We start from the raw sequence: 25,655 nt of genomic DNA on the forward strand, positions 1-25,655 counted from the left end.
TCTTCGCGGGTAAACCCGCTCCCACAAGGACTGCACCAATTTCACTGCCAGTGCCGGACCTGTGGGAGCGGGTTTACCCGCGAAGAAGCCAGCCCCGCTTTTCGATCAAGCACAAAAATGGGGCCGCATAGGGCCCCATTCTTGTGCAGCTAAAACCGGCTTACTGAGCCAGCTTCTTGTGACGCACACGGTGCGGCTGGGCAGCGGCATCGCCCAGGCGCTTCTTGCGGTCGGCTTCGTACTCGGTGTAGTTGCCTTCGAAGAACACCACGCTCGAGTCGTCTTCGTACGCCAGGATGTGGGTGGCCACACGGTCCAGGAACCATCGGTCGTGGGAAATCACGATGGCGGCGCCCGGGAAGTCCAGCAGGGCCTCCTCCAGCGAACGCAGGGTTTCGACGTCAAGGTCGTTGGACGGTTCGTCGAGCAGCAGGACGTTGCCGCCCTCTTTCAGCGTAAGGGCCAGGTGCAGACGGCCACGCTCACCACCGGACAGGTCCTTGACGAACTTCTGCTGGTCGCCGCCCTTGAAGTTGAAGCGGCCGACATAGGTGCGCGACGGGATCTCGTAATTGCCGATACGGATCTGGTCGGAACCGTCGGACACTTGCTGGAACACGGTCTTGTTGCCGTCCAGGTCTTCGCGGCTCTGGTCGACGCAGGCCAGTTGCACGGTTTCGCCGATCTCGATGCTGCCCGAGTCCGGCTGCTCCTTGCCCATCAGCATGCGGAACAGAGTCGATTTACCGGCACCGTTACCGCCGATAACGCCGACGATGGCGCCCTTGGGCATGGCGAACGACAGGTTGTCGATCAGCACGCGGTCGCCGTAGCCCTTGGTGACGTTCTTGAACTCGATGACCTTGTCGCCCAGGCGCGGACCGGCCGGGATGTAGATCTCGTTGGTCTCGGAACGCTTCTGGAACTCCTGCGACTGCATCTCTTCGAAGCGCTGCAGACGAGCCTTGGATTTGGACTGGCGGGCCTTGGCGCCTTTGCGCACCCACTCCAGTTCCTCTTTCATGGCCTTTTCGTGGGCGCTCTGCTGCTTGGATTCCTGCGCCAGACGGTCCGACTTGGCCTCCAGCCAGCCCGAGTAGTTGCCTTCGTACGGGATACCGGCGCCGCGGTCCAGTTCGAGGATCCAGCCGGCGACGTTGTCGAGGAAGTAACGGTCGTGGGTGATCGCCACCACGGTGCCGGGGAAGTCGTGCAGGAAGCGCTCAAGCCAGGCCACCGAGTCGGCGTCCAGGTGGTTGGTCGGTTCGTCCAGCAGCAGCATGTCGGGGGCCGACAGCAGCAGGCGGCACAGGGCCACACGGCGCTTTTCACCACCGGACAGATGCTCGATCTTCGCATCCCAGGCCGGCAGGCGCAGGGCGTCGGCGGCGACGTCCAGCTGGCGCTCCAGGTTGTGGCCGTCGGCGGCCTGCAGGATGGCTTCGAGCTTGGCCTGTTCGGCGGCCAGCTTGTCGAAATCGGCATCCGGGTCGGCGTAGGCGGCGTAGACCTCGTCCAGGCGGGCCTGGGCGTCCTTGATCACGCTGACCGCTTCCTCGACCACTTCACGCACGGTCTTGGTTGGGTCCAGCTGCGGCTCCTGAGGCAGGTAGCCGACGTTGATGTCGGGCATCGGACGGGCTTCGCCGTCGAATTCCTTGTCGACGCCCGCCATGATGCGCAGCAGCGTCGATTTACCCGCGCCGTTCAGGCCGAGCACGCCGATCTTGGCGCCCGGGAAGAACGACAGGGAAATATTCTTGAGAATTTCCCGCTTCGGCGGCACGACCTTGCTCAGCCGATGCATGGTGTAGACGTATTGAGCCAAAACCAAGCCCTCTATCAGATAGGTAAAGACATCGACGTACGCCCGAGGCGGTTGCCCGGGGGATGTGTTTACGGGGTGTCATTGAACAAAGTGGGCCATTCTACGCCAAGCGCAGGCTTTGCACAGAGTGGTCGCAGGGTGGCCGAGCCCTTGGGGCTGGAGTGACAGCGATGGCCTGTCACGGCTTCATCGCAAGCAAGCCCGCTGCCACAGGGTTCGCAGCGCCGTGAGGGGCTTCGACATACCTGTGACAGCGGGCTTGCCGCGATGGGGCCAGTAGGGTCTGGCAGGGCTCAGACGTGCGACTGCCTGGCCTTGCCACGCGGCAGGCGGCAACGGTCCGACTGCTCGGCCAAGCGTGCGGCCCAGGCCGACTTGACGCTGAAGGCGCCGCTGCGTGCTGGCTTGTCGACGTGCTTGGCGGCCGGCTTGCTCACCGCCTTGGCGGGTGCTGCGGCAGGCTTGGCGAGCGGCTGCGCGGCAACTTCGGCAGCAGGCTCAGCGGCGGCCTTGGCCGCCTTGGCCGACTTGCGCAGCTCGGCCAGCGACGGCGTCTTGTTCAGGTTGGCAGCAGCCGCGTCCGGCTTGGCCAGCGAGCGCTGGCAGGTCTTGCAGGATACGTCCTCGGCCGCAGCAGTGCTGACCAGGGTCTGACTGCTGCGGCCGCAGGCAGAATCAAGACCATTGGTGGAATAGTGGGTAACCAAAACCTTACTTCTCCGATGCGTTGACTATGAAGCGGCCGGTATTCTCGCACAGGATGCAGGGGCTTGCCGAACCGGCAGGACCAGCTGCGATCACACCCACTGGCACTTTGCCATGTTTGAAGGCATGCTAGGCGGCTTCACATTGGCGGCTTATAGTGCGCCCGGCGGCTTGCCTGGCCACGGCATGCGCCGTGCATGCGCCCTCCCTGCCGTCAGCCCAATCGCAGGACCAACGCTTGACCAATCTCACGCATCCGTCACCCCTGCGCCCCGCTGCTGCCAAGGCCGGCAGCCATCTGCGCGGCTCGTTGAAAGGGGCGCTGGCCCTGCTGGCGCTGGTGTTGCTGGGCCTGCTGTTATGGCAACTGTTCACCCAGTTCCGCCACACCCAGGCTGACCTTCGCCAGCAAAGCCTGACGACCAGCGCGGAACTGGCCGACCATCTGAGCCTGAACATGGCGCTCAAGGCACAGCAAGCGCTGAACCTGGTCCAGCCCTACGTCAAAACTCCGGCGCCCGCCGCCCTGCCGACCCTGCTCGAAACCTTGCAGGCGCGCCTGCCTGCCCTGCAGCAATTGGCCTGGCTGGACAGCAATGGCCAGCCCCTGGTCGACACCCTGGACGGCAGTGACGATCGCCCACTGATTGACGAGCTCCTGCAACTCAACCAGGGGCGCGCCTTCTTCTATACCAACAGCCCTGACAACACCCAGGTCTACCTGCTGCTGCGCCAACCCGCCGAGCAGGACCGCGGCTACTGGCTGCTGCGCCTGAGCCCCGACTACTACAAGGAACTGGCCCAACACCTGGATGGCCCCGGCCACCCATTGTGGTTGCTGGAAAACAGCCGCAGCGGCGAGGTAATCGAGCGCCACGGCCCGACCACCACCAGCAACGAGCCGCTGCAGAGCGTGATGCTGGCCTACATCGACAACAGCAGCTGGCAGCTGCGCGGCCTGTTCGACGCCGGCCTGGCCCGCAGCAAGCTGCTCCCGGCGCTGATCGGCAAATGCGTGCTGGTGCTGTTCTGCGCCCTGCTGCCGGTACTGGCGCTGATCAACATGCGCCGCCGCCAGCGCGCCTTGCAGGAGGACCGGCGGCGTTATCAGGAAATCTTCGAGGGCACTGGCGTGGCCCTGTGCGTGCTCGACCTTTCCAGCCTGCCTGGCCAGCTCGACCGCTACCACTTGCGCAACCGCGCCGCGCTCAAGCAAAGCCTGGCCCTGGACCCGAACCTGCGCCGCTCGCTGCTGGCCGAACTGAAGATCACCGAAATCAACCAGGTCGCCCGCCAGCTGCTCAACGTCGATTGCAATGAAGGCGCCTGGCAACGCCTGATCGATGGCAGCGGCGACGGTCGCGACAGCGTCGGCATGCAACTGATCGACGCGCTGATCGAAGAACGCAGCCAGCTCGAACTGGAAGTGCGTCTGCCGGCCCCGCTGGGCGGTGAACTGCACCTGTGGCTGATGGTGCGCCTGCCGCAGCAGCGCCGCGACTTCCAGGCGGTGATCCTGAGCATCAGCGACATCACCAGCCGCAAGCAGGTGGAACTGTCGTTGCTCGAACGCGAGAGTTTCTGGTCGGACGTGGTCCGCACCGTGCCCGACCAGCTCTACGTGCAGGACGTGCACAGCCAGCGGATGATTTTCAGCAACCGCCACCTCGGCCAGACCCTGGGCTACGACCGCGCGGAGCTGGCGCAGATGGGCGAGCGCTTCTGGGAGTTGCTGCTGCACCCCGAGGACGCCGAGCACTATCAAACGCTGCGCCGGCAACAACTGGACAGCAACCGTGAACAATCGCTGTACTGCCAGCTGCGCTTCCGCCACCGCGACGGCGGCTGGCGCTGCTATGAAATTCGCGAGCAAGTGCTGACCCGTGACAGCGACGGCCTGATCACCCGCATCATCGGGGTGGGCAAGGACGTCACCGTGCAGATCGAGGCCAGCGCGTCGCTACGCGACAGCGAGCAGCGCTACCGCATGCTCGCCGAAAGCATCAGCGACGTGATCTTCTCCACCGACAGCCTGTTGCAGCTCAATTACGTCAGCCCTTCGGTGCAGGCGGTGCTCGGTTACCAGGCCGACTGGATCTTCGCCAACGGCTGGCAGTCGATCGTCGCCAACCCGGCCCAGCTCAGCGGCGTCTATGCCCTGATGGAACGGGTCAGCAAGGCCCTCGGCGACAACCAGCAGCTGGCCCTGCTGCGCACCACCCTGCCCACGCAACTGTTCCTGTTCGACTGCCTGCGCGCCGACGGCCGCAAGATCCCCATCGAGCTGCGCCTGGTGCTGGTGTGGGACGAGCATGAGCGGTTCGAGGGCGTGCTCGGCGTGGGCCGCGACATCAGCCAGCAGCGCCGGGCCGAGAAGGACCTGCGCATGGCGGCCACGGTATTCGAGCACTCAACCTCGGCGATTCTGATCACCGACCCGGCCGGCTACATCGTCCAGGCCAACGAGGCGTTCAGCCGGGTCAGCGGCTATGCGGTCGCCGAAGTGCTCGACCAGCTGCCGGGCATGCTCACCGTCGAACACCAGCAGGATGCCCACCTGGGCTACGTGCTCAAACAGCTCAACCAGCGCGGCAGCTGGGAAGGCGAAGTGTTCCTCAAGCGCCGCAACGGCGAGCACTACCCGGCCTGGGTCGGCATCACCGCGGTACTCGACGACGAAGGCGACTTGGCCAGCTACGTGTGCTTCTTCACCGACATCAGCGAGCGCAAGGCCAGCGAACAGCGCATCCACCGCCTGGCCTACTACGACGCCCTCACCCACCTGCCCAACCGCACGCTGTTCCAGGACCGCCTGTACACCGCCCTGCAGCAGGCCGAACGGCAAAAGGCCTGGGTGGTGCTGATGTTCCTCGACCTCGACCGTTTCAAGCCGATCAACGACTCCCTCGGCCACGCCGCGGGCGATCGCATGCTCAAGGACATGGCCGAGCGCCTGCTGGCCTGTGTCGACGACGACGACACCGTGGCGCGCATGGGTGGCGATGAGTTCACCCTGCTGCTGCAACCCAAGGCTACCCGCGAACTGGCGCTCAACCGCGCCATCCACGTCGCCGAGAACATCCTCGGCAGCCTGGTCACCCCGTTCGTGCTGGAGAACCGTGAGTTCTTCGTCACCGCCAGCATCGGCATCGCCCTCAGCCCTCAGGACGGCAGCGAGCTGAGCCAGTTGATGAAGAACGCCGACACCGCCATGTACCACGCCAAGGAGCGTGGCAAGAACAACTTCCAGTTCTACCAGGCGGACATGAACGCCAGCGCGCTGGAGCGCCTGGAGCTGGAGAGCGACCTGCGCCACGCCTTGGAGCAGAACGAGTTCATCCTCTACTACCAGCCGCAGTTCAGCGGCGACGGCAAGCGCCTGACCGGCGCCGAGGCGCTGCTGCGCTGGCGCCACCCGACTCGCGGCCTGGTACCGCCGGGCGACTTCATCCCGGTGATCGAGGAGCTGGGGCTGGTGGTGGACGTCGGCGACTGGGTGCTGCGCGAGGCCAGCCGCCAGCTCAAGGCCTGGCACCTGGCCAAGGTGCGGGTGCCGAAAGTGTCGGTGAACATCTCGGCCCGGCAGTTCTCCGATGGCCAGCTTGGCACGCGCATCGCCACCATCCTGGAAGAAACCGGCCTGCCGCCGGCATGCCTGGAGCTGGAACTGACCGAAAGCATCCTGATGCGTGAAGTCCACGAGGCCATGCAGATCCTCGACAGCCTGAAGAACCTTGGCCTGAGCATCGCGGTCGATGACTTCGGCACCGGCTACTCGTCGCTGAACTACCTCAAGCAGTTCCCCATCGACGTACTGAAGATCGACCGCACCTTCGTCGACGGCCTGCCCGAGGGCGAGCAAGACGCGCAGATCGCCCGGGCGATCATCGCCATGGCCCACAGCCTCAACCTGGCGGTGATCGCCGAGGGCGTGGAAACCCACGAGCAGCTGGAGTTCCTGCGCGAGCATGGCTGCGACGAGGTACAGGGCTACCTGTTTGGCCGGCCGATGCCGGCCAACCAGTTCGAGGCGCAGTTCAGCAACGAGACGTTGTTCATGTTCCAGTGAGCTGCTGCAGTCTGGTGCGATCCATGTGGGAGCGGGTTTACCCGCGAAGCAGGCCACACGGTACATGGCACCGGCCTGGCCGGTGTTCGCGGGTAAACCCGCTCCCACAGGTACATCGTCGCGACTGAAATGCGCATCTAAAAACGGACCCAAGGGTCAACTCTCATTTCCGCCCAACCCAGACACCACGCGGCCTGCAACATGAGCCCCATTGGTCCGCGACTTGATGCCACTTCATATGCCAGGCGCGAATCAATCGGTTAGAATGCCCCCCCAATCCAGCCCGATCCTTGAGGACCGCCATGTTCAGCCGTGATTTGACCATTGCCAAGTACGACGCCGAGCTCTTCGAAGCCATGCAGCAAGAAGCCCTGCGCCAGGAAGAGCATATCGAGCTGATCGCTTCGGAAAACTACACTAGCCCCGCCGTCATGGAAGCCCAGGGTTCGGTACTGACCAACAAGTACGCCGAAGGCTACCCAGGCAAGCGCTACTACGGTGGTTGCGAGTACGTCGACGTGGTCGAGCAACTGGCCATCGACCGCGCCAAAGAGCTGTTCGGCGCCGACTACGCCAACGTCCAGCCGCACGCCGGCTCCCAGGCCAACGCCGCCGTCTACCTGGCGCTGCTGTCGGCCGGTGACACCATCCTGGGCATGAGCCTGGCCCACGGTGGCCACCTGACCCACGGTGCTTCGGTAAGCTCGTCGGGCAAGCTGTACAACGCCATCCAGTACGGCATCGACGGCAACGGCCTGATCGACTACGACGAAGTCGAGCGCCTGGCGGTCGAGCACAAGCCGAAGATGATCGTTGCCGGCTTCTCTGCCTACTCGCAGGTACTGGACTTCGCCCGCTTCCGCGAAATCGCCGACAAGGTCGGTGCCTACCTGTTCGTCGACATGGCTCACGTCGCCGGCCTGGTTGCCGCTGGCGTGTACCCGAACCCGGTGCCGTTCGCCGACGTGGTCACCACCACCACCCACAAGACCCTGCGCGGTCCACGTGGCGGCCTGATCCTGGCCCGTGCCAACGCCGACATCGAGAAGAAGCTGAACTCCGCCGTCTTCCCTGGCGCCCAGGGCGGCCCGCTGGAGCACGTCATCGCCGCCAAGGCAATCTGCTTCAAGGAAGCCCTGCAACCTGAGTTCAAGGCCTACCAGCAGCAAGTGGTGAAGAACGCCCAGGCCATGGCTTCGGTGTTCATCGAGCGCGGTTTCGACGTGGTTTCCGGCGGCACCCAGAACCACCTGTTCCTGCTGTCGCTGATCAAGCAGGAAATCTCCGGTAAGGACGCCGACGCCGCCCTGGGCAAGGCCTTCATCACCGTCAACAAGAACTCGGTGCCGAACGACCCACGTTCCCCGTTCGTCACCTCGGGCCTGCGTTTCGGCACCCCGGCCGTGACCACCCGTGGCTTCAAAGAAGCCGAGTGCAAAGAGCTGGCCGGCTGGATCTGCGACATCCTGGCCGACCTGAACAACGAAGCGGTGATCGACGCCGTGCGTGAGAAGGTCAAGGCCATCTGCAAGAAGCTGCCGGTGTACGGCAACTGATTGGCAGACCGCTGATGTGAAAAAGCCCGGCCATGTGCCGGGCTTTTTTGTGGGTGCTTGGCGAGAGTCTTGCGGCGCTCGATCTCATAGGCAAAACAACTGTTACGTCACACAACTAGTAGTCTCCACGCTAATCCCGCTAATAGTTCTAGCGGGCTGAGGCGTTTCTGCTTCGGCATTTGCCCCGTCGAGTCTTAATGCACGACAGCGCTTGATGGCTTGCATCAGTTGCCAGATGAGCACCCGTTTCAACGCTGGCTCCATCACCGCCTCAGCTAAACCCTCTTCCAAAAGGAAGTCATCGAAATTCGACCCGATGTGAAGATTCATTTGACCCACTCTCATGAAGACCTTGAGGTGGAAAAAATGCCGCCATAAGGCGGCATTCACAAGTCAGACACTTCTGACCGACCCATCACTCAAAGCCTCGAAACCTGCCCGGATCTTCTCCTCCGGCAGCTCGTCACCAATAAACACCATTACGCTTTCCCGGGCCTCGCCTTCCTTCCACTCGGCATCCCAGTCAAACCCATACAGCTTGAGCACCCCCTGAAACACCAGACGGCGGTCTTCGCCGGCGATGTTCAGCACGCCCTTGTAGCGCAGCAATTGCTTGCCGTGCTCCTCCAGCAGCTCGTTCATGAAGTCGCTGAGACGATCAATATCCAACGGCGTTTCGGTGCGCAGCACCAGCGTCGAGATACGGTCCGGCGTCGCGGGCTTGAGCACGGGGCGCAGGCTCGGTTTCAGGCTGATGCCCAAATCCGGGTTGAGGTTGAAGCCGCGCACATCGAGCAACTCGGCCAGGTCGATACGACCATGCTCCACCACGCGGATCGCCGCCCGGCCGTTAATGCGCGCCAGGCGTTCGCGCAGGGCCTCCACCGCCGCACGTTCCGCCAGGTCAGTCTTGCTCAGCAGCAGGCGGTCGGCAAAACCGACCTGGGCCTGGGCGATGGCCTGGGTCAGGTGCAGTTCGGCATGCACGGCATCGACCAAGGTGATGATGCCGTCGAGGACATAGCGCTCACGCAGTTCCTCATCGATGAAGAAGGTCTGCGCCACCGGCGCCGGGTCGGCGAGGCCGGTGCACTCGATCACCAGGCGGTCGAAAGCGATTTCGCCGGCATCCAGGCGCTCCAGCAGCAGGTACAGGGCGCGGGTCAGGTCGCCATGGATGCTGCAGCACACGCAGCCGTTGGCCAGGGTCATGACCTGCACCGGTTCGTCGCCCAGCAGCTGGCTGTCGATGCCGGCCTCGCTGAACTCGTTTTCGATCACGGCGATCTTCAGGCCGTGCTCGGCCTTGAGCATGTGTTTGAGCAGGGTGGTCTTGCCGGCGCCGAGGAAGCCGGTCAACACGGTAACGGGAATCGGCGTTTGCACGCGGTTGTCTCCTGGGGCTGAAAACGAAAGTGGGAGCCCGGTTGCCCGGGCTCCCACTGATTCACACGTGTCGCGGGTTCAACAGCACTTGGGCCCGGACTTGCCACCGTAGCGCGCTTCCTGGCGTTCGCGGAAGAACGCTTCGTAGCTCATCACCGGCTTGTCCGGGTGCTTGGTCTGCATGTGCTCGACGTAGTTGTCGTAGTCGGGCATGCCGACCATCAGGCGGGCTGCCTGCCCCAGGTACTTACCCAGTCGACTCAAGTCGTTGAACATCGCGGCATTCCTCTCAAGCGTCAGGCAAAGCCTGGAACGGGGTTTCCTTGTCGCTGCGCTCCTTGCGGCCCCAGGCGGCATAGCCGACCTTGAGGGCGAAGAACAGGATGCTGAACACCACCAGCAGGAACAGGATCGTCAGGCCGGCGTTGGTGTAGGCGTTGAAGATCACGTGCTGCATCTGGCCGATGTCCTTGGCCGGGGCCAATACCTGGCCGGCGTCCAGCGCGGTGCTGTACTTCTTGGCCAGGGCCAGGAAGCCGACGGCCGGGTTCGGGTCGAACAGCTTGATCAGGCCCGCTGCGGTGGTGCAGATCAGCAGCCAGACCGCTGGTACCAGGGTGACCCAGATGTAGCGCTGACGCTTCATCTTGATCAGCACCACGGTGCCGAGCATCAGGGCGATACCGGCCAGCATCTGGTTGGAGATACCGAACAGCGGCCACAAGGTGTTGATACCACCCAGCGGATCGATCACGCCCTGGTACAGCAGGTAGCCCCACATCGCCACGCAACCGGCGGTGGCGAGCAGGTTGGCGCCCCACGACTCGGTGCGCTTGAGCGCCGGCACGAAGCTGCCCAGCAGGTCCTGCAGCATGAAGCGCCCGGCACGGGTACCGGCGTCCACGGCGGTCAGGATGAACAGCGCTTCGAACAGAATCGCGAAGTGGTACCAGAACGCCATGGTGTTCTCACCCGGCAGCACCTGGTGCAGGATCTGCGCGATACCGACCGCCAGTGTCGGCGCACCACCGGCACGGGCCAGGATGGTGTGTTCGCCGATGTCACGGGCAGTGGCTTCAAGCTGCTCGGGGGTAATCAGGAAGCCCCAGCTGCTGACCGTTTGCGCCACTGAAGCGACGTCGGCACCGACCACTGCGGCCGGGCTGTTCATGGCGAAGTACACGCCTGGTTCGATCACCGAGGCGGCAACCATGGCCATGATGGCGACGAACGACTCCATCAGCATGCCGCCGTAGCCGATGTAACGGGCGTTGGTTTCGTTGTCCAGCAGCTTGGGCGTGGTCCCCGAGGAGATCAGCGCGTGGAAGCCGGACACCGCGCCGCAGGCGATGGTGATGAACAGGAACGGGAACAGGGTGCCCTTCCACACCGGGCCCGTGCCGTCGGTGAACTGGGTCAGCGCCGGCATTTTCAGCTCAGGAGCGATGATCAGGATACCGATGGCCAGACCGACGATGGTGCCGATCTTGAGGAAGGTAGAGAGGTAGTCACGCGGCGCCAGCACCAGCCAAACCGGCAGCACGGCGGCGACGAAACCGTAACCGACCAGCATCCAGGTGATCTGCACGCCGGTGAAGGTGAAGGCCGGGCCCCAGACCGGATCCGCGGCGATCTGGCCCCCCAGCCAGATCGACAGCAGCAACAGCACCACGCCGATGACCGAGATTTCGCCGATGCGGCCCGGGCGGATGTAGCGCATGTAGATGCCCATGAACATCGCGATCGGGATGGTCGCCATCACCGTGAACATGCCCCACGGGCTCTCGGCCAGGGCCTTGACCACGATCAGCGCCAGCACCGCGAGGATGATGATCATGATCAGGAAGCAGCCGAACAGGGCGATGGTGCCCGGGATGCGGCCCATTTCCTCACGCACCATGTCGCCCAGCGAGCGGCCGTTGCGACGAGTGGAAAGGAACAGGACCATGAAGTCCTGCACCGCGCCAGCCAGCACCACGCCGGCGATCAGCCACAGCGTGCCGGGCAGGTAGCCCATCTGTGCTGCGAGCACCGGGCCCACGAGCGGGCCGGCACCGGCAATGGCGGCGAAGTGGTGGCCGAAGAGGATGTGTTTGTTGGTCGGGACGTAGTCCAGGCCATCGTTGTTGAGTACCGCGGGCGTGGCCCGACGGGGGTCCAGTTGCATCACCTTGGTGGCGATGAACAGGCTGTAGTAACGGTAGGCAACCAGGTAGATGGCCACTGCCGCGACCACGATCCACAAGGCGTTGATTGCCTCGCCGCGCCGCAGGGCTACCACACCCAGCGCGCAGGCCCCTATGACTGCCAGCGCCAGCCACGGAATGTGGCGTAGCAGGCTATTATTGTTGTTCATGGTTTACTTCCAGCTGGTGGATTGGAAAGACCGCCCATCGAGTCTAGGGCGTGTCATCGCGCATTGCCACACTTGCTTTGGTCTAGAGCCTCTGCGGCCAGATTGCGGTACCTGCTACAGCGACATTAACCACTATAGTCAGGTTGAACCCCCGAGGGCTTTCCCCCATGAGCAGTCACGACGAGCGCCGCCGCTTCCAACGCATCAACTTCGATGCACCTACCGAACTGCGCCAGGGCGAACGCCGCTGGCCCGCCAAGCTGCTGGATCTTTCGCTCAAGGGGTTGCTCATCGAGCGCCCCGCCCCCTGGGACGCCGACCTCACCCAGGACTTCGAGGCGATCATCCAGCTCGATGACGGCACGACTCAGGTGCGAATGCAGGTCGAACTGCGCCATGAAGAGGAAGCCTGCCTGGGTTTCATCTGCCTCTATATCGACATCGACTCGATGACCCATTTGCACCGTCTGGTGGAATTGAACGTGGCCGACAGCACCGAAATGATGCGTGAGCTGCGTGAATTGATCGAAGATTGAAATCTCTTAGCCTGCTAACAAACTGACCTGGGAGTGTTTCCTGTCTACCCAGACAGCTTTGTGCGGGCCCCATCGACCCTTGTACACACCCTTCTAGTACCGCATTTGTCGAGTTGGAACGCATTCTGCATCCAGAAAAAGTGCACCCTGGAGGCAGTACTGTGCGCGTCAGGATCAAAATATTGTATACAATTCTGATAGCAATCGAATCCACATCCTGTCTACAGTAGTGCCACAACAATAAATGCTGAGAGCCTGCTCCATGACTACGTCCCCTAGCACGTCTCCCACCCAACGCCCCGAGGATGAAAACCTCGGGCTTGGCGCCAACCTGGCCTACGGCCTGCAACACGTTCTGACCATGTATGGCGGGATCGTCGCGGTACCGCTGATCCTCGGCCAGGCGGCCGGTCTGGCCCCCGCGGAGATCGGCCTGCTGATTGCGGCTTCGTTGTTCGCGGGGGGGCTGGCGACGCTGCTGCAGACCCTCGGCCTGCCGTTCTTCGGTTGCCAGTTGCCCCTGGTGCAGGGCGTCTCGTTTGCCGGTGTGGCGACCATGGGCGCGATCCTCGGCAGCCAGGACGGTGGTGGCTTGCCGGCGGTGCTGGGTGCGGTCATGGCCGCCTCGCTGATCGGCTTCTTGATCACCCCGGTGTTCTCGCGCATCACCAAGTTCTTCCCGCCGCTGGTGACCGGTATCGTCATCACCACCATCGGCCTCACCCTGATGCCCGTCGCGGCGCGCTGGGTAATGGGCGGCAACAGCGCTTCGCCGGAGTTCGGCAGCGTGGCCAACATCGGCCTGGCGGCACTGACCTTCGCCATCGTCCTGGTGCTGAGCAAGCTGGGCAGCGCGACCATCTCGCGGCTGTCGATCCTGCTGGCCATGGTGGCGGGCACCCTGATCGCCTGGGCGCTGGGCATGACCGATTTCAGCAAGGTCACCGAAGGCCCGATCTTCGCCTTCCCCACCCCTTTCCACTTCGGCATGCCGACCTTCCACATCGCCGCGATCCTGTCGATGTGCATCGTGATCATGGTGACCCTGGTCGAAACCTCGGCCGACATCCTCGCGGTCGGTGAAATCATCGACACCAAGGTCGACTCCAAACGCCTGGGCAACGGCCTGCGCGCCGACATGGCATCGAGCATCCTGGCGCCGATCTTCGGTTCTTTCACCCAGAGCGCCTTCGCCCAGAACGTTGGCCTGGTGGCCGTGACCGGGGTCAAGAGCCGCTACGTGGTCGCCACCGGCGGCGTGATCCTGGTGGTGCTCGGCCTACTGCCGATCATGGGCCGCATCATCGCCGCAGTCCCGACCCCGGTTCTCGGCGGCGCCGGCATCGTGCTGTTCGGCACCGTGGCTGCCAGTGGTATCCGCACCCTGTCGAAGGTCAACTACAAGAACAACGTCAACCTGATCATCGTCGCCGCCTCGCTGGGCTTCGGCATGATCCCGATCGCCGCGCCGAGCTTCTACCACAACTTCCCAAGCTGGTTCGAAACCATCTTCCACTCCGGCATCAGCTCGGCGGCGATCATGGCCATCCTGCTCAACCTGATGTTCAACCACTTCACCACCGGCAACTCGGAAAACCAGTCGGTGTTCGCCGCGGCCTACGAGCGCACCATCCAGTACTCGGACATCTCGTGCCTGCGCGATGGCGACTACTTCAAGGATGGCAAGCTGTTCGACGCCGATGGCAATGAGGTGCCGGTCATGGAACTGGACGAACACGGCAACGAAGCGCCCAGGCGCAAGGCCGTTGCCGAGCACTGATCGCTGAGCGAAGCGATCACGCAGGGGAGCCGATGCGCATCGTCGGCTCCCCTTTTTGTTTACCTGCGCAGATCGCTGATTTCGCAAACGCGGCGCGTTTCCTGTGGGAGCGGGTTTACCCGCGAACACCGGCGAAGCCGGTGCCCTGCACCGCGTCGTCTGCTTCGCGGGTAAACCCGCTCCTACAGGCCCCCGCTAAATCAACAAGTCATTTGCAGTTCTTGGGATTGATCAGCCGTGGGCGGTAAAGTAACCGTTCAGCGCATTCAGGTCCCCGGCATCCAGCACCCCCGCCAGGTAGCGCAGTTTCAGCCACGCCCGCAGGTAGTCGTAGCGCGCCTGGGCCAGGTCGCGGCGGGCACTGTAAAGCTGCTGTTCGGCATCCAGCACATCCAGGTTGACCCGCTCGCCGCCCGCCACGCTCTTGCGCGTGGCCTCCACCAGCGCGCCCGCAGCGTTCACCGCCAGGTCATAGGCACGGATCTTCGCCGTGCTGCTGGCGCACAGGTTGAACTGCCGGCGCAACTGGTTGACCGTGTCGCGCAACTGGGCATCCAGCTCGAAACCCGCGGCATCGCGCTGGGCCTGGGCCTGGCGCACCGAGGCCGACACCCCGCCCCCGGCAAACAGCGGCATGCTCAGTTGCAGGCCGACACTGTCGGTGTCGTAGCGCTGGTTGTAGCTGCTTTCGGAACTGGAACTGGAAACCCCGCTGCTGGCATACGCACTCAGCGACGGCAGGTGCCCGGCGCGCTGGCGCTCGACGTTGTGCTCGGCCACCTCCAGGCCATGGCGCTGGCTGGCCAGCTCGGCGTTGTGGGCAACGGCCAGGTCGCGCCAGGGTTCGAAACGTGCCGGTGTCAGTGGCTGGACCGTGAAGCGCGTCGCCAGCGGTGCCAGGTCCTCGACCGTCACAGGCTCGCCGATGATCGCCTGCAGCGCCTGCAGCGCGGCATCGAGGCTGTCGCCGGCCTCGATCTCCTGGGCCTGGGCCAGCTCGAAGCGGGCGCGGGTTTCCAGAAGGTCGGTACGGGTGCCCTCGCCGCCCTTGAGCAATCGCTCATTGAGTGTCAGCTGCTCGGCATAGGTGCGCCGCTGGGCCTGGGCAAGGCCGATCTGCTCGTTGGCGAACAACGCCTCGCTGTAGGCCTGGAACAGCCGTACCACCAGTTCCTGGCCGCGCCCGCGCAGGCGCTCGTCCGCCAGTGCAGCCTGGGCCACGCCCTGGCGATAGGCACTCCAGGCGGCGTAGTCGAACAGCGGTTGCTCCAGGGTCAGCGTCGAACTGTAGCTGCGGTAGTCGCGCTGGGTGGTGACGTTGCCGAGCGGGCTGCGCTGGGTCACCTCGGAGTCGTTGCGCGCGCGGTTGTAGCGGTACGACAGTTTGGGCAACAGGCCGGCACGGCCGATTGCCAGGTTCTCCACGCCGGCGGCGCGCTCGGCGATCGCCCCCTGCCAGGCCGGGTCGTTGCGCAGGGCCAGGGCATAGGCATCGCCCAGATCAAGCGCCTGCGCCGGCAGGCTGGCAGCGATCAGCATGGGCAGGGCAAGGCGGGCAAACAGCGGCATCCGCATCACTCCTCCGCCAGGGCGACATGCACCCGGTCGGCCAACGGCTTGAACAGGTAGTTGAGCAGCGAGCGCTCACCGGTGCGCACGAACGCCTCCACCGGCATGCCCGGGCGGATGTCCAGCCCCGCCAATTGCTGCAGGCCCTGCTCGCTGACCTTGATGCGCACCTGGTAGTAGGGATGCTGGGTCTTTTCATCGACCAGCCGATCAGCCGACACCAGGCTCACCTCCCCCTCCACCCGAGGCGTGGTGCTCTGGTTGAAGGCGGCGAACATCAGCTCCACCGGCAGCCCCGGGCGCAAGCGGTCGACCATCTCCACCGGAGCCCTGGCATCGACCAGCAGCGGCGCACCGGCCGGGACGATCTCCATCAACTGCTGGCCACGGGCGATCACCCCGCCATTGGTGAACACACTCAACCCCACCACCGTGCCGGCCACCGGGGCACGCACCTGGGTGTGGGCCAGCTCGAACTCGGCGCTGCGCAGGCGATTGCCCAGGTCCTCGGCACTGGCTTGCAGCTCGGCCAACTGCTGACGCACTTCGTTCTGGAACTCCTGTTGGCGCTGGCCGATGCGCAGCTTGAGTTCCAGCACCTGGCGCCGGGTGCGGCCGATCGAGCCCAGGTCTTCGGCGATCGAGCCGTTGACCTGAGCCAGCAGGCGTTCATTGTCGAGCAGCCGGTTACGGGCGATATAGCCATCCCGGGCCAGGTCGCGCAGGCCACGCAGTTGCTCGTCGAGGGCGTCGCGCTGGGCCTGCTTGCTGGCCAGCGAACCCTGCAAGCCTTGCAACGAAGCTTCGGCGCCGGCGATGCCTTCGCGCATGCCAGCAAGCTCCATGTCCAATGCGCGGGCACGGCTGACCCGCAATTGGCGTTGGCCCTCCAGGGCCGCGGCCACCCAGGGCGTGCCGGCCTCGGCCTGCAGGCCCTCCGGGAACGCCAGGCCCGGCAGGCCGTCACGCTCGGCCAGCAACCGCGCCTCACCGGCGCGGGCGTTGACGTACTGCACCCGCAGCGAGCCGACCTGGGCCTGGGCCTGAGTCGGGTCCATGCGCAGCAACACCTGGCCGGCACTGACCGGCTCGCCATCGCGTACCAGCAGCTGCTCGATCACCCCACCCGTGGGGTGCTGCACCGCCTGCTTGCTGCCCGCCACCACCACGTTGCCGGTCACCGGCACGCCCTTGTCCAGCGGCGCCAGCGCAGCCCACAAGAGGAAGCCGCCAAAGCCGGCCAGTACCAGCCAACGCCCCATCCGGGCGGGGCGATGTTCACTGAGGCTGAGCACGTTGTAGGGGTCGGCGGGCACATCGGTCTTGCGCTTGGTAACGGCATGTACGGTCATGAAGTCAGGCTCTTGGCAGGCCGAAGCTGGCGCTCAGGCCAAGGGGCGGGCGTGTGGCGGGGGCGGCGGCAACCGGCGCCGGGCGGGCGGCGCGCTGCAGGTCCTGCAGCACCCGGGCGGTCGGCCCGTAGGCTTGCAGTTGGCCGTTCTGCAGCATCAGCAGATTGTCCAGGCCCGCCAGCAACGACGACTTGTGGGTGATCAGGATCAGCGTGCGCTTGTGCTCACGCAGCTTGCCGACGGCCTCGAGCAGCGCCTGCTCACCGGCCTCGTCGAGGTTCGAGTTGGGCTCGTCGAGCACGATCAACGCCGGCAACCCGTACAGCGCACGGGCCAGGCCGATACGCTGGCGCTGGCCGCCAGACAACCCGCTGCCGCCCTCGCCCAGCAGCGTGTCATAGGCAGCCGGCAGCTTGAGGATCATCTCGTGCACACCGGCCATTTGCGCGGCGGCCACCACCTGCTGGGCGTCCACCGGGCCAAGGCGGGCAATATTGTCGGCAATGCTGCCGGCGAACAGTTGCACATCCTGCGGCAGGTAGCCGATATGCCGGCCCAGCGCCTGGCGCTCCCACACCCGCAGGTCGGCACCGTCCAGGCGCACCTTGCCGGTGGACGGCGCGGCAGCACCGACCAATAGACGGGACAGGGTCGACTTGCCCGAACCCGACGGGCCGATGATGCCCAGCGACTCGCCGGCAGCCAAGTCGAAACCCAGGTTGTTCAGGCAGGGCCGGTTGCTGCCCGGCTGCAGCGCGCCCACTTGTTCCACCGTGAGCCTGCCCACCGGCGCCGGCAAGGGCATGCCGGCCGGGCGTGGCGGTTGCGTGCGCAACAGCTCGCTCAGGCGCAGGTAGGCCTGGCGGGCACCGCTCCATTGGCGCCAGGCGCCGATCAACTGGTCGATCGGCGCCAGCACCCGGGCCATCAGGATGGAGCCGGCGATCATCATGCCGGGGGTGATCAACTGCTCGATCGCAAGCCAGGCGCCCAGCCCCAGCACCAGCGACTGCAAAGCCAGGCGCACGGTCTTGGACACCGCGCTGACCGCCGCAGTGCGCTCGCTGCCGAGGTTCTGCCGGGCCAGAAAACCATGGTGCAGGCGTGCCCAGCGCTGGCGCACCGCGCCCAGCATGCCCATGGCTTCGATCACCTCGGCATTGCGCAGGTTGGCGCTGGCCTCCAGGCCAGCCTGCTGCGACAGCTCGCCCGCTTCGGCGAACGGGGCCTTGGTCAGGCGCTCGTTGACCCAGGCCAGCACTGTCAGCAACACCGCGCCCACCAACGCCATCAGGCCAAGCCACGGGCTGAACATGAAGATCACCAGCAGGTACACCGGGAACCAGGGTGCGTCGAAGAAGGCGAACAGCGCCTGGCCGGTGGCGAACTGGCGCAGGCTGGTCAGGTCGGCGAGCATCTGCCCGGCCGCGCCCTTGTGCCCCGTCAGGCTGGCCGCGTAGGCGGCGTCGAACACCCGCGGGTTGAGGTCCATGTCCATGCGCGTGCCCAGGCGCACCACCACTTGGCTGCGCAGCCACTCCAGCACGCCCATGAAGGCGAACAGGCCCAGCACCAGGAGGCTGAGCATGAGCAGCGTCATCTCGTTGCGCGACGACAGGACCCGGTCATACACCTGCAACATGTACAGCGCCGGCGCCAGCATCAGCAGGTTGATCACCGCAGTGAACAGGGCGACGTTGGCGAGGCCGGCACGGCAGGCCTTGAGCGCCTGCAGCACTTCGTTGGCCGCGGCGGGAGCGGTTCGCATTCGTTGGAAACCTCACAGGGTGCGTCGACCGGCGATTGCTTTGTGCCGGTCGACGCCACAGAATTCGCACCACCGCAGCCTGGGCCCGGCAAAGACACGGGCTGCGGGGTAAATGCAACAAATCAGCGAATGGCAGGGTTACCTTCCATTCGCTTTTTCATGCCTGGGCTCAGGCCGCCAAGGCCAGGTCTTCAGGCAGCGCCTGCACGCCAACGGCTTCGGCCGAGGCCGCGACCGGGCCAGCCGCCAGGGCGGTGTTGATCTGGGCGAAGGTGTTGTTGGTGGATACGCCGTAGTCGGCCAGCAGGTTGTCCAGCACGGTTTCCAGGCCGCTGGTCTTGCCCTGCATCAGGTTGTAGATCACGTTGTGTACGTCGTTGCCTGCACGACCGGCACCTTGAGCGGCGTTCAGGTCCAGGCCGTCGAAGCTCACGGCCAGCGCCTGCACGCTGTAGTTGCCGCTGGCGTCACGCAGCAGGGTGTTGCCCAGGGTCACGGTGTCCAGCTCGCCGTACAGGTAGTGGTTCTGGTTGTCGCCGGCCGGCAGCGAGGCATTCCAGACGTAGTGCAGGCCGGTCGGGGTGTCGCTTTCGGCGATCACGGCAAAGTTTGAACCATTGGTGCCGCGAATGGCGTACTGGCTGCCATCGGTGCCGCCCTCGTTGAAGCCACCGGTGTTGCTGGCGTTGTGGGCGGCGGTCTTGAAACCGGTGGCCCAGGCCGAGAGGTACTGGTCAACGGTGAAGTTGGCGAAGGAAGCCGAGTAGGTAACGGACAGAGACATTGCATTTCCTCATTGCGTTGCAGTTGAGAGCGAAGGCGTCCAACGCCTTCGTGTTGCCCGACAGTGGGCGAACCTGGTGAATCAGAATCGATACTCGAGCATGCCGGAGAGGGTCCGGCCACGGGCCAGGGAGAGGTTGTTGGCGTCGCCCATGGCCACGAAGTAAGCCTCGTCGGTGACGTTTTCCAGCGACAGGGCAATGTTCAGCTGCGGGGTCGCCCAGTAGCTGGCATACAGGTCGTAGACCTTGTATTCCGGCCAGCGGGCCTTCTCCAGGTTGCCGTAGCCCTGGCTATTGAGGTGCTCGCCCCGGCCCGCGCTGTAGCGCAGGCGGGCGCCGACATCGAGGGTGTTGTCGAAGAAGCGCAGGCCGGTGGTCACCGCGCCACGGTCGGACGGCATGTAGGCGGCGTTGCCCATGATCTCGCCACAGCTGACCTGGTCATTGATCGCCTGGCCCTCGCTGAAGTTGTAGGCCGGCAAGGTCACCGGGATCGGGAAGCCGCCGAAGTCGATCACCGTGTCGATCATGCCGGCGTCGTTGCGCTGCACACCGCCGCCCATGTACAGCTGCTTGGAGCAGAACTCGTTGCTGCCGATCATGTGGGTGTAGCTGAGCTGGGTGTAGAAGCGGCCGTTGTCGTAGTCGAGCGAGTACTCCACGCCACGGAAGTTGGTGCCTTCAAGGTTGTTGGTGTAGGCACTGTTGCCCAGCGACAGCCCGGTAATGTCGGTGCCGGGCAGGTCGACGCTGTAGTCGAGGTACGAGAAGTTCTCGATCCGCGTATCGAAGTAGGCCACCTTCACACCGAGGCGGTCGCCATCGCGAAACAGCGATTCCTTGAAGATATTGAAACCGGCTTCCCAGTTATGCGACTGCTCGGGCTTGAGGAACGGGTTGGGGTACACCAGTTCATTGCCGCCACCGTGCGGCTTGCCGCTCATGAACGCTTCGGTCACCGCCGGCGGGCGCCAGCCGCGACCCCAGCGGGTATAAAGCTGCAACCAGTCCAGCCCCGGCTTGACGCCGATACCGAAGGTCGGCGAGAAGCGCCCCTCTTCGCGTTCGACGTCGTAGGCAAACTCGGTTTGCTCGCGCAGCACGTCCACGCCGGTAACCCCGACCGGGTAGGCCCAGGTGGTGAACCCGGTCTTGCCCGTCAGGCGATAGCGGTCGTAGCGCAGGCCGGCATCCAGGGTCAGCCAGCCGTCATGCTCGAACGACAGGTTGCCGAACAGGCTGCCCATGGCCCGCTTGCCTTCTGGGTCAGCCCCGGCGATGAACGGGTTGTCCCTTTCACTCGGCGCGGGGATACGCTCGCTGCTCGGCTTGAAGGTGTCCAGGAACAGTTCAGCGCCGTAGTTGAAGCTCAGCAGGTTGCTCTGGCCGAAATAGAAGCGCGAGGTGTTCTGCGCCTGCAGGCCCCAGGTGTCGGTCTGGAAGTGATCGTTGTAGTCGGCGTAGAAGTTGCCGCTGCCGACGCTGGCGGTATTGCTGTTGTTCCAGCGGTCCTGGCGGGTGGTGACGAAATACAGCTTGGCCTTGAAGTCGATCAGGTCGTTGTCCGGCGCATAGCTGTAGTCGAGCCCGAAGTTCTTCGCGTTGATGTCGCTGCTGGCGGTGCGCCGGTAGTAGAACGAGTTAAGGTCAGAGGCGAGCCAGGTCCAGGCGTCCTTGCTGTCGGTGTCGGTTTCCATGTAGCTCAGTTGCAGACGCTGGTCTTCGGGCAGGTTCAGGCCCACCTTGATCAGGTTCGAGCGGGTCACCGTGCCCATGTCGCCAACCTCGGACTCGATCCAGTTGTCCCAGGCCCGCGGGAACAACTTGCGCAGGCGCATCTCGGTGCCCAGGTTGTCCTTGTTGTTGGTGCCGGCGCGGTAGTTGCCGAAGTGGCGCTCGCTCATGCCCAGCAGCAGGTCACCCAGTTCGTTGCCGAAGGCGAACACGCCGCTGCCGTTGAAATAGGTGCCGTTGCCCAGCTCGCCGATGCCATGCCCGGCACGAATCCGGCCGCCCATCTCCTTACCTGGGCCGAGAAACTCGGCGGCGTTCAAGGTATTGAAGCTGGCAATGCCGCCGAGCACACCCGCGCCGCCCATGCCGGACTGGCTGCCCTTTTCGATCTCGACGTTGCTGACGAACTCCGGGTCGATGAACATCGTGCCATTGCGCTGCTGGTGGCCGTTGACGCTGAAGTTCTGGCGCATGCCGTCGATGTTCATGTTGACCCGGCCGTAGTCCTGCACGCCGCGGATGTTCACCGACAGGCCCGGATCGCGCTGGTTGACTGCGGTGTACACCCCGGCGGTCTGCTCGAGCATGTCGGCGGCATGGCGCGGCGGGCGTTTGTCGATCTGATCGCGGGTGATCACGCTGGCCGAACGTGGCGCCTGGTACACCCAGTCACCGTCACGGCTGGACTCGACTTGGGTGGCCCCCAGTTCCAGGGCCGCGCCGGACTCTTCGAGCCGCTCCAGGCCCACCTGCCCCGCAGCGCTGAAGTGGTAGCGCACCGGCATGTTGCGCAGCAGCAGGCGCAGGCCCTCTTCCACGCTGTAGCCACCACGCAGCCCTTCGCTGTACAGGCCGACCAGCTTGCGGCTGTCATAGAACACCTGCACACCGGACTGTTCGGCATAGGCCAGCACTGCGCTGTCGAGCGGCTGGGCGGGAATGTCGAACTGCACCAGGCTGCGGCTGGTGCTGTTCGGTGGCGTGGCTGCCTGGGCCAGGCCGATCCCCATCGGCAGGCTCAAGGCGCCAATGGCCAGGCTGCTGGCCAAGGCGATGCGGCTCAGGGGCCGGCGGGGTTGTGCGGGGTGCGTGCTCACTGCGCGTCTCGTCTTCTGTTGGCGATTTCTAGTAATGAAAATCAATCTCAACAATCAGACGTGCGACGTAGGAAAACTCAGTAACGCGAAACCAAAGTTTTTTTCAGCGGTTCAGTAGATCAGCGTCAAACCAGGCAATTGCAGGCGTTCGGCCTTGAGTTCGGCGCTGAGCACATCGGCGGCCACGGCCAGGTTGTCGAGGCGGAACACCCCACTGACCTGGCGTTGCGCCAAGGCCGCGTCGACCACCAGCAGGCGCCCGTCACGGTAGCGGTTCAGCCGTTCGACCACCTCGGCCAGCGGCTGGCGCTCGAACACCAGCACCCCACGCTGCCAGTCGGTGGCCCGCTGCACGTCGCGCCCTGGCCACAGGCGCACGCCCTCGGCCTGGTCGTAGCGCAGCGCCTGGCCCTCCTGCAACAGCTGGCTGGTCACCCCCTGTGCCGGCGCGGCTTGCAGCTTTACCTCGACACTGTGTTCGAGCATGCCGACCCAACCGCCCTCGCCCGCCCTGCCGACCACGAACCGCGTGCCCAGGGCCCGCGTGCTGGCGCCGGCATAATCGACCACGAACGGCCGTGGCTCGGCGGCCGTGACCGGCGCGGCACTGAACACTGCATCGCCGGCCAGCAGGCGCACCCGCCGCTGCTGGCCATCGAAGGCCAGTTGCAAGGCGCTGCGGCTGTCGAGATCAACCAGGCTGCCATCGGGCAAGGTCACCCGACGCACTTCGCCGGCAGCGGTGACGTAGTCCGCGCGCCAGTCCAGCAGCAGGCCGGGCCCCTGCTCCACCCCCAGCACCGCCAGCAGTACCAACGCGCTGCAGGCCACAGCCCGCCGAATACGCGAACCCCTGCGCCGGGCAGGCGTGCGCGTACTGCGCGGCAGCGGCGCGCGATGCGGCGCGCCAGCGGGAGCAAGGCCCGCCAGTTGCCCCAGGTCGCCCCAGGTCGCCTGCGCGAAGGCATAGGCCTGGGCATGGCGCGGGTCACTCGCACACCACTGCTCCAGCGCCTGCTGCTGCACACTGCTCAGGGGGCCGGCGCCTTGCAGCACCACCCACTCGGCGGCCTGCTCGCGGATGGCTTGCTCGTTCTGGCTGCTCACACGGTTCTCTCGCGATCTGGTTATGTCTGGGCTGACGTCTGAAGCGGCGTTTGTCAGTAAACCGTTGGTCATTCCGCTTCCTGCAGGCACTGCATCACATAGGCCAGGGCCTTGGCCAGATGCTTCTGCACGGAGCTGTCGGAAATACCCAGGTGACGCGCGACTTCGGCGTGGGTCATGCCCTCCAGGCGATTGAGGCGAAACACCTGCCGGGTACGTTCGGGCAACGCCTCGAGGATCGCCTGCAAGCGGCGCAGGTGCTGGATGCGAGCAGCCTGCTCGTCGAGCCCGGGGCCGTCCTCGATGATGCTTTCCAGCGCTTCGTGGGGGACCAGATCGGTCTTGCGCCGCTGCTGCTGGCGCACATGATCGACCATCAGGTTGTGGGCCGTGCGGTACAGGTAGGCCTGGGCATTGTCGATGCGGTCGACGTGCTGCTGCTCGGCCAGGCGCAGGAAACTGTCCTGCACCAGGTCGGCGGCCAATTGCGGGTCGCGCACCTTGCGCGAAAGCATGGCCTGCAGGTTTTTCGCGTGCTTGAGGAACAGCCGCTTGAGGTCGAACTCCGCCACACGCACTCCATACGATGGTCGCAAGGTGGCGGCATGCTACTAGCTATTGAGAATCACTTGCAAGAAGCCGACTATTCGAACAATGCATCCAAGGCCTGCTCCAGACGCGTCACGGCAATCACCTGCAAGCCCGGCGGCGCCTCTTTCGGCGCATTGCCCTTGGGCACGATGGCACGCTTGAAGCCATGCTTGGCGGCCTCCTTGAGGCGCTCCTGGCCGCTGGGCACCGGGCGCACCTCGCCAGACAGGCCGATCTCGCCGAACACCAGCAGGTCGTGGGCCAACGGCCGGTTGCGCAGGCTCGACATCACCGCCGCCAGCAGCGCCAGGTCAGAGGCGGTCTCCAGCACCTTGACCCCGCCGACCACGTTGAGGAACACATCCTGGTCGTGGGTGGGGATGCTGCCGTGCCGGTGCAGCACCGCCAACAGCATGGCCAGGCGGTTCTGGTCCAGGCCCAGGGTCACCCGCCGCGGGTTGGCCAGGTGGCTGTCATCGACCAGTGCCTGCACCTCCACCAGCATCGGCCGGGTACCTTCCCAAGTGGCCATCACCACGCTGCCGGGCACCTCTTCCTGGGTACGGTTGAGGAAGATCGCCGAAGGGTTGGAGACTTCCTTGAGGCCGCGATCGGTCATGCCGAACACGCCCAGTTCGTTGACTGCGCCAAAGCGGTTCTTCACCGCCCGCAGCAGGCGCAGGCGCCCGTCCGATTCACCCTCGAAATACAGCACGGTGTCGACCATGTGCTCCAGCACGCGCGGGCCGGCCAGCGAACCTTCCTTGGTGACGTGGCCGACCAGGAAGATCGCCGTGCCGCTCTGCTTGGCATAGCGCACCAGCAGCGCCGCGCTTTCGCGTACCTGGGCCACGCCACCCGGGGCCGATTGCAGCTGCTCGGTGAAAATGGTCTGGATCGAGTCGATCACCATCACCCGCGGCTTCTCCTGGCGGGCAGTGGCGATGATCGCCTCGATGCAGGTTTCGGTCATGACCTTGAGCTGGTCCTGGGGCAGCCCCAGGCGCCGCGAGCGCATGGCCACCTGCTGCTGCGATTCTTCGCCGGTGACGTACAGCGCCGGCATCTGCGTGGCGATGTTGCACAGGGTCTGCAGCAGGATGGTCGATTTGCCGATGCCCGGGTCGCCGCCGATCAACACCACCGAACCATCGACCAGGCCACCCCCGAGCACCCGGTCAAGCTCGGTGCTGCTGGTGGTGAAGCGCGGGATCTCTTCGACGCTGACCTCGGCGAGGGTCTTGATCTGCGCCTGCTGCCCGGCCCAGCCGGCCCGACCGCTGGGGGCCGCCGCGCCGCCGCTTTCGATCATGGTCTCGACCAGGGTGTTCCAGGCGCCGCACTCGCCGCACTGGCCGGCCCATTTGGGGAAAGTCGCGCCACATTCGGTACAGCCATACAAACGCTTGGCCTTGGCCATGGGCGCAGTCTCCTGG

16 protein-coding genes and 1 pseudogene are annotated in these 25,655 nt (G+C 64.9%); 4 read left to right on the plus strand and 13 right to left on the minus strand.

The genetic code is table 11. The annotated features are described in order from the left end of the window. Window positions 1-160 precede the first annotated feature (160 nt). Both ettA and LOY51_RS23290 read right to left on the minus strand, forming a co-directional pair. Window positions 161-1,828, minus strand: a complete 1,668-nt coding sequence (gene ettA / locus LOY51_RS23285) for an energy-dependent translational throttle protein EttA (protein ID WP_110996559.1) — start codon at window positions 1,826-1,828, stop codon at window positions 161-163. 293 nt (window positions 1,829-2,121) lie between these two features. Next, window positions 2,122-2,535, minus strand: a complete 414-nt coding sequence (locus LOY51_RS23290) for a hypothetical protein (protein ID WP_125465584.1) — start codon at window positions 2,533-2,535, stop codon at window positions 2,122-2,124. A 935-nt stretch (window positions 2,536-3,470) separates the two neighbouring features. Here LOY51_RS23290 and LOY51_RS23295 point away from each other — a divergent pair. Next, window positions 3,471-6,602: pseudogene (locus tag LOY51_RS23295) on the plus strand (sensor domain-containing protein); the annotation flags it as partial. A gap of 302 nt (window positions 6,603-6,904) precedes the next feature. Further along, window positions 6,905-8,158, plus strand: a complete 1,254-nt coding sequence (glyA, locus tag LOY51_RS23300; protein WP_110996555.1) for a serine hydroxymethyltransferase — start codon at window positions 6,905-6,907, stop codon at window positions 8,156-8,158. A gap of 393 nt (window positions 8,159-8,551) precedes the next feature. Here the strand turns inward: glyA and yjiA are convergent, their stop codons facing one another. The 3 genes from yjiA to LOY51_RS23320 form a co-directional block, all read right to left on the minus strand. Beyond that, window positions 8,552-9,544, minus strand: coding sequence for a GTPase (gene yjiA, locus LOY51_RS23310; RefSeq protein WP_125860433.1), 993 nt, complete (start codon window positions 9,542-9,544; stop codon window positions 8,552-8,554). Between the two features lie 78 nt (window positions 9,545-9,622). After that, window positions 9,623-9,820 carry a YbdD/YjiX family protein gene (locus LOY51_RS23315; RefSeq protein WP_110994698.1) on the minus strand — a complete coding sequence of 66 codons (198 nt, stop codon included), beginning with the start codon at window positions 9,818-9,820 and terminating at the stop codon, window positions 9,623-9,625. Window positions 9,821-9,833: 13 nt separating this feature from the next. Beyond that, window positions 9,834-11,900 carry a carbon starvation CstA family protein gene (locus LOY51_RS23320; RefSeq protein ID WP_125465589.1) on the minus strand — a complete coding sequence of 689 codons (2,067 nt, stop codon included), beginning with the start codon at window positions 11,898-11,900 and terminating at the stop codon, window positions 9,834-9,836. 167 nt (window positions 11,901-12,067) lie between these two features. On the opposite strand from LOY51_RS23320, the gene LOY51_RS23325 reads away from it, so the two are divergent. After that, on the plus strand, window positions 12,068-12,436 hold the full coding sequence (locus LOY51_RS23325) for a PilZ domain-containing protein (protein WP_125860435.1): 369 nt from the start codon (window positions 12,068-12,070) through the stop codon (window positions 12,434-12,436). A gap of 262 nt (window positions 12,437-12,698) precedes the next feature. After that, window positions 12,699-14,216 (plus strand): nucleobase:cation symporter-2 family protein, encoded by a 1,518-nt coding sequence (locus LOY51_RS23330; RefSeq protein ID WP_125860437.1) that lies wholly within the window; start codon window positions 12,699-12,701, stop codon window positions 14,214-14,216. Between the two features lie 231 nt (window positions 14,217-14,447). On the opposite strand, the gene LOY51_RS23335 is transcribed toward LOY51_RS23330, so the two are convergent. The 8 genes from LOY51_RS23335 to radA all read right to left on the minus strand — a co-directional run bounded on the left by LOY51_RS23335 (window position 14,448) and on the right by radA (window position 25,639). Then, window positions 14,448-15,785: a TolC family outer membrane protein gene (locus LOY51_RS23335; protein ID WP_258643271.1), complete on the minus strand. Its 1,338-nt coding sequence runs from the start codon at window positions 15,783-15,785 to the stop codon at window positions 14,448-14,450. A gap of 5 nt (window positions 15,786-15,790) precedes the next feature. After that, on the minus strand, window positions 15,791-17,137 hold the full coding sequence (locus tag LOY51_RS23340) for an HlyD family type I secretion periplasmic adaptor subunit (RefSeq protein WP_309475585.1): 1,347 nt from the start codon (window positions 17,135-17,137) through the stop codon (window positions 15,791-15,793). A 4-nt stretch (window positions 17,138-17,141) separates the two neighbouring features. Beyond that, window positions 17,142-18,905 (minus strand): type I secretion system permease/ATPase, encoded by a 1,764-nt coding sequence (locus LOY51_RS23345; RefSeq protein ID WP_258643272.1) that lies wholly within the window; start codon window positions 18,903-18,905, stop codon window positions 17,142-17,144. A gap of 169 nt (window positions 18,906-19,074) precedes the next feature. Next, window positions 19,075-19,689 carry a heme acquisition protein HasA gene (locus tag LOY51_RS23350; RefSeq protein WP_125465595.1) on the minus strand — a complete coding sequence of 205 codons (615 nt, stop codon included), beginning with the start codon at window positions 19,687-19,689 and terminating at the stop codon, window positions 19,075-19,077. 81 nt (window positions 19,690-19,770) lie between these two features. Next, window positions 19,771-22,434: a TonB-dependent receptor gene (locus LOY51_RS23355; RefSeq protein ID WP_258646712.1), complete on the minus strand. Its 2,664-nt coding sequence runs from the start codon at window positions 22,432-22,434 to the stop codon at window positions 19,771-19,773. 198 nt (window positions 22,435-22,632) lie between these two features. Next, window positions 22,633-23,628, minus strand: coding sequence for a FecR family protein (locus tag LOY51_RS23360; RefSeq protein WP_258643274.1), 996 nt, complete (start codon window positions 23,626-23,628; stop codon window positions 22,633-22,635). A gap of 68 nt (window positions 23,629-23,696) precedes the next feature. After that, window positions 23,697-24,200, minus strand: a complete 504-nt coding sequence (locus LOY51_RS23365) for an RNA polymerase sigma factor (RefSeq protein ID WP_110994689.1) — start codon at window positions 24,198-24,200, stop codon at window positions 23,697-23,699. Window positions 24,201-24,271: 71 nt separating this feature from the next. Next, window positions 24,272-25,639 (minus strand): DNA repair protein RadA, encoded by a 1,368-nt coding sequence (gene radA / locus LOY51_RS23370; protein ID WP_110994688.1) that lies wholly within the window; start codon window positions 25,637-25,639, stop codon window positions 24,272-24,274. Window positions 25,640-25,655 lie beyond the last annotated feature (16 nt).

The organism is Pseudomonas sichuanensis, from assembly GCF_024749065.1.
Lineage (GTDB): Bacteria > Pseudomonadota > Gammaproteobacteria > Pseudomonadales > Pseudomonadaceae > Aquipseudomonas > Aquipseudomonas sichuanensis.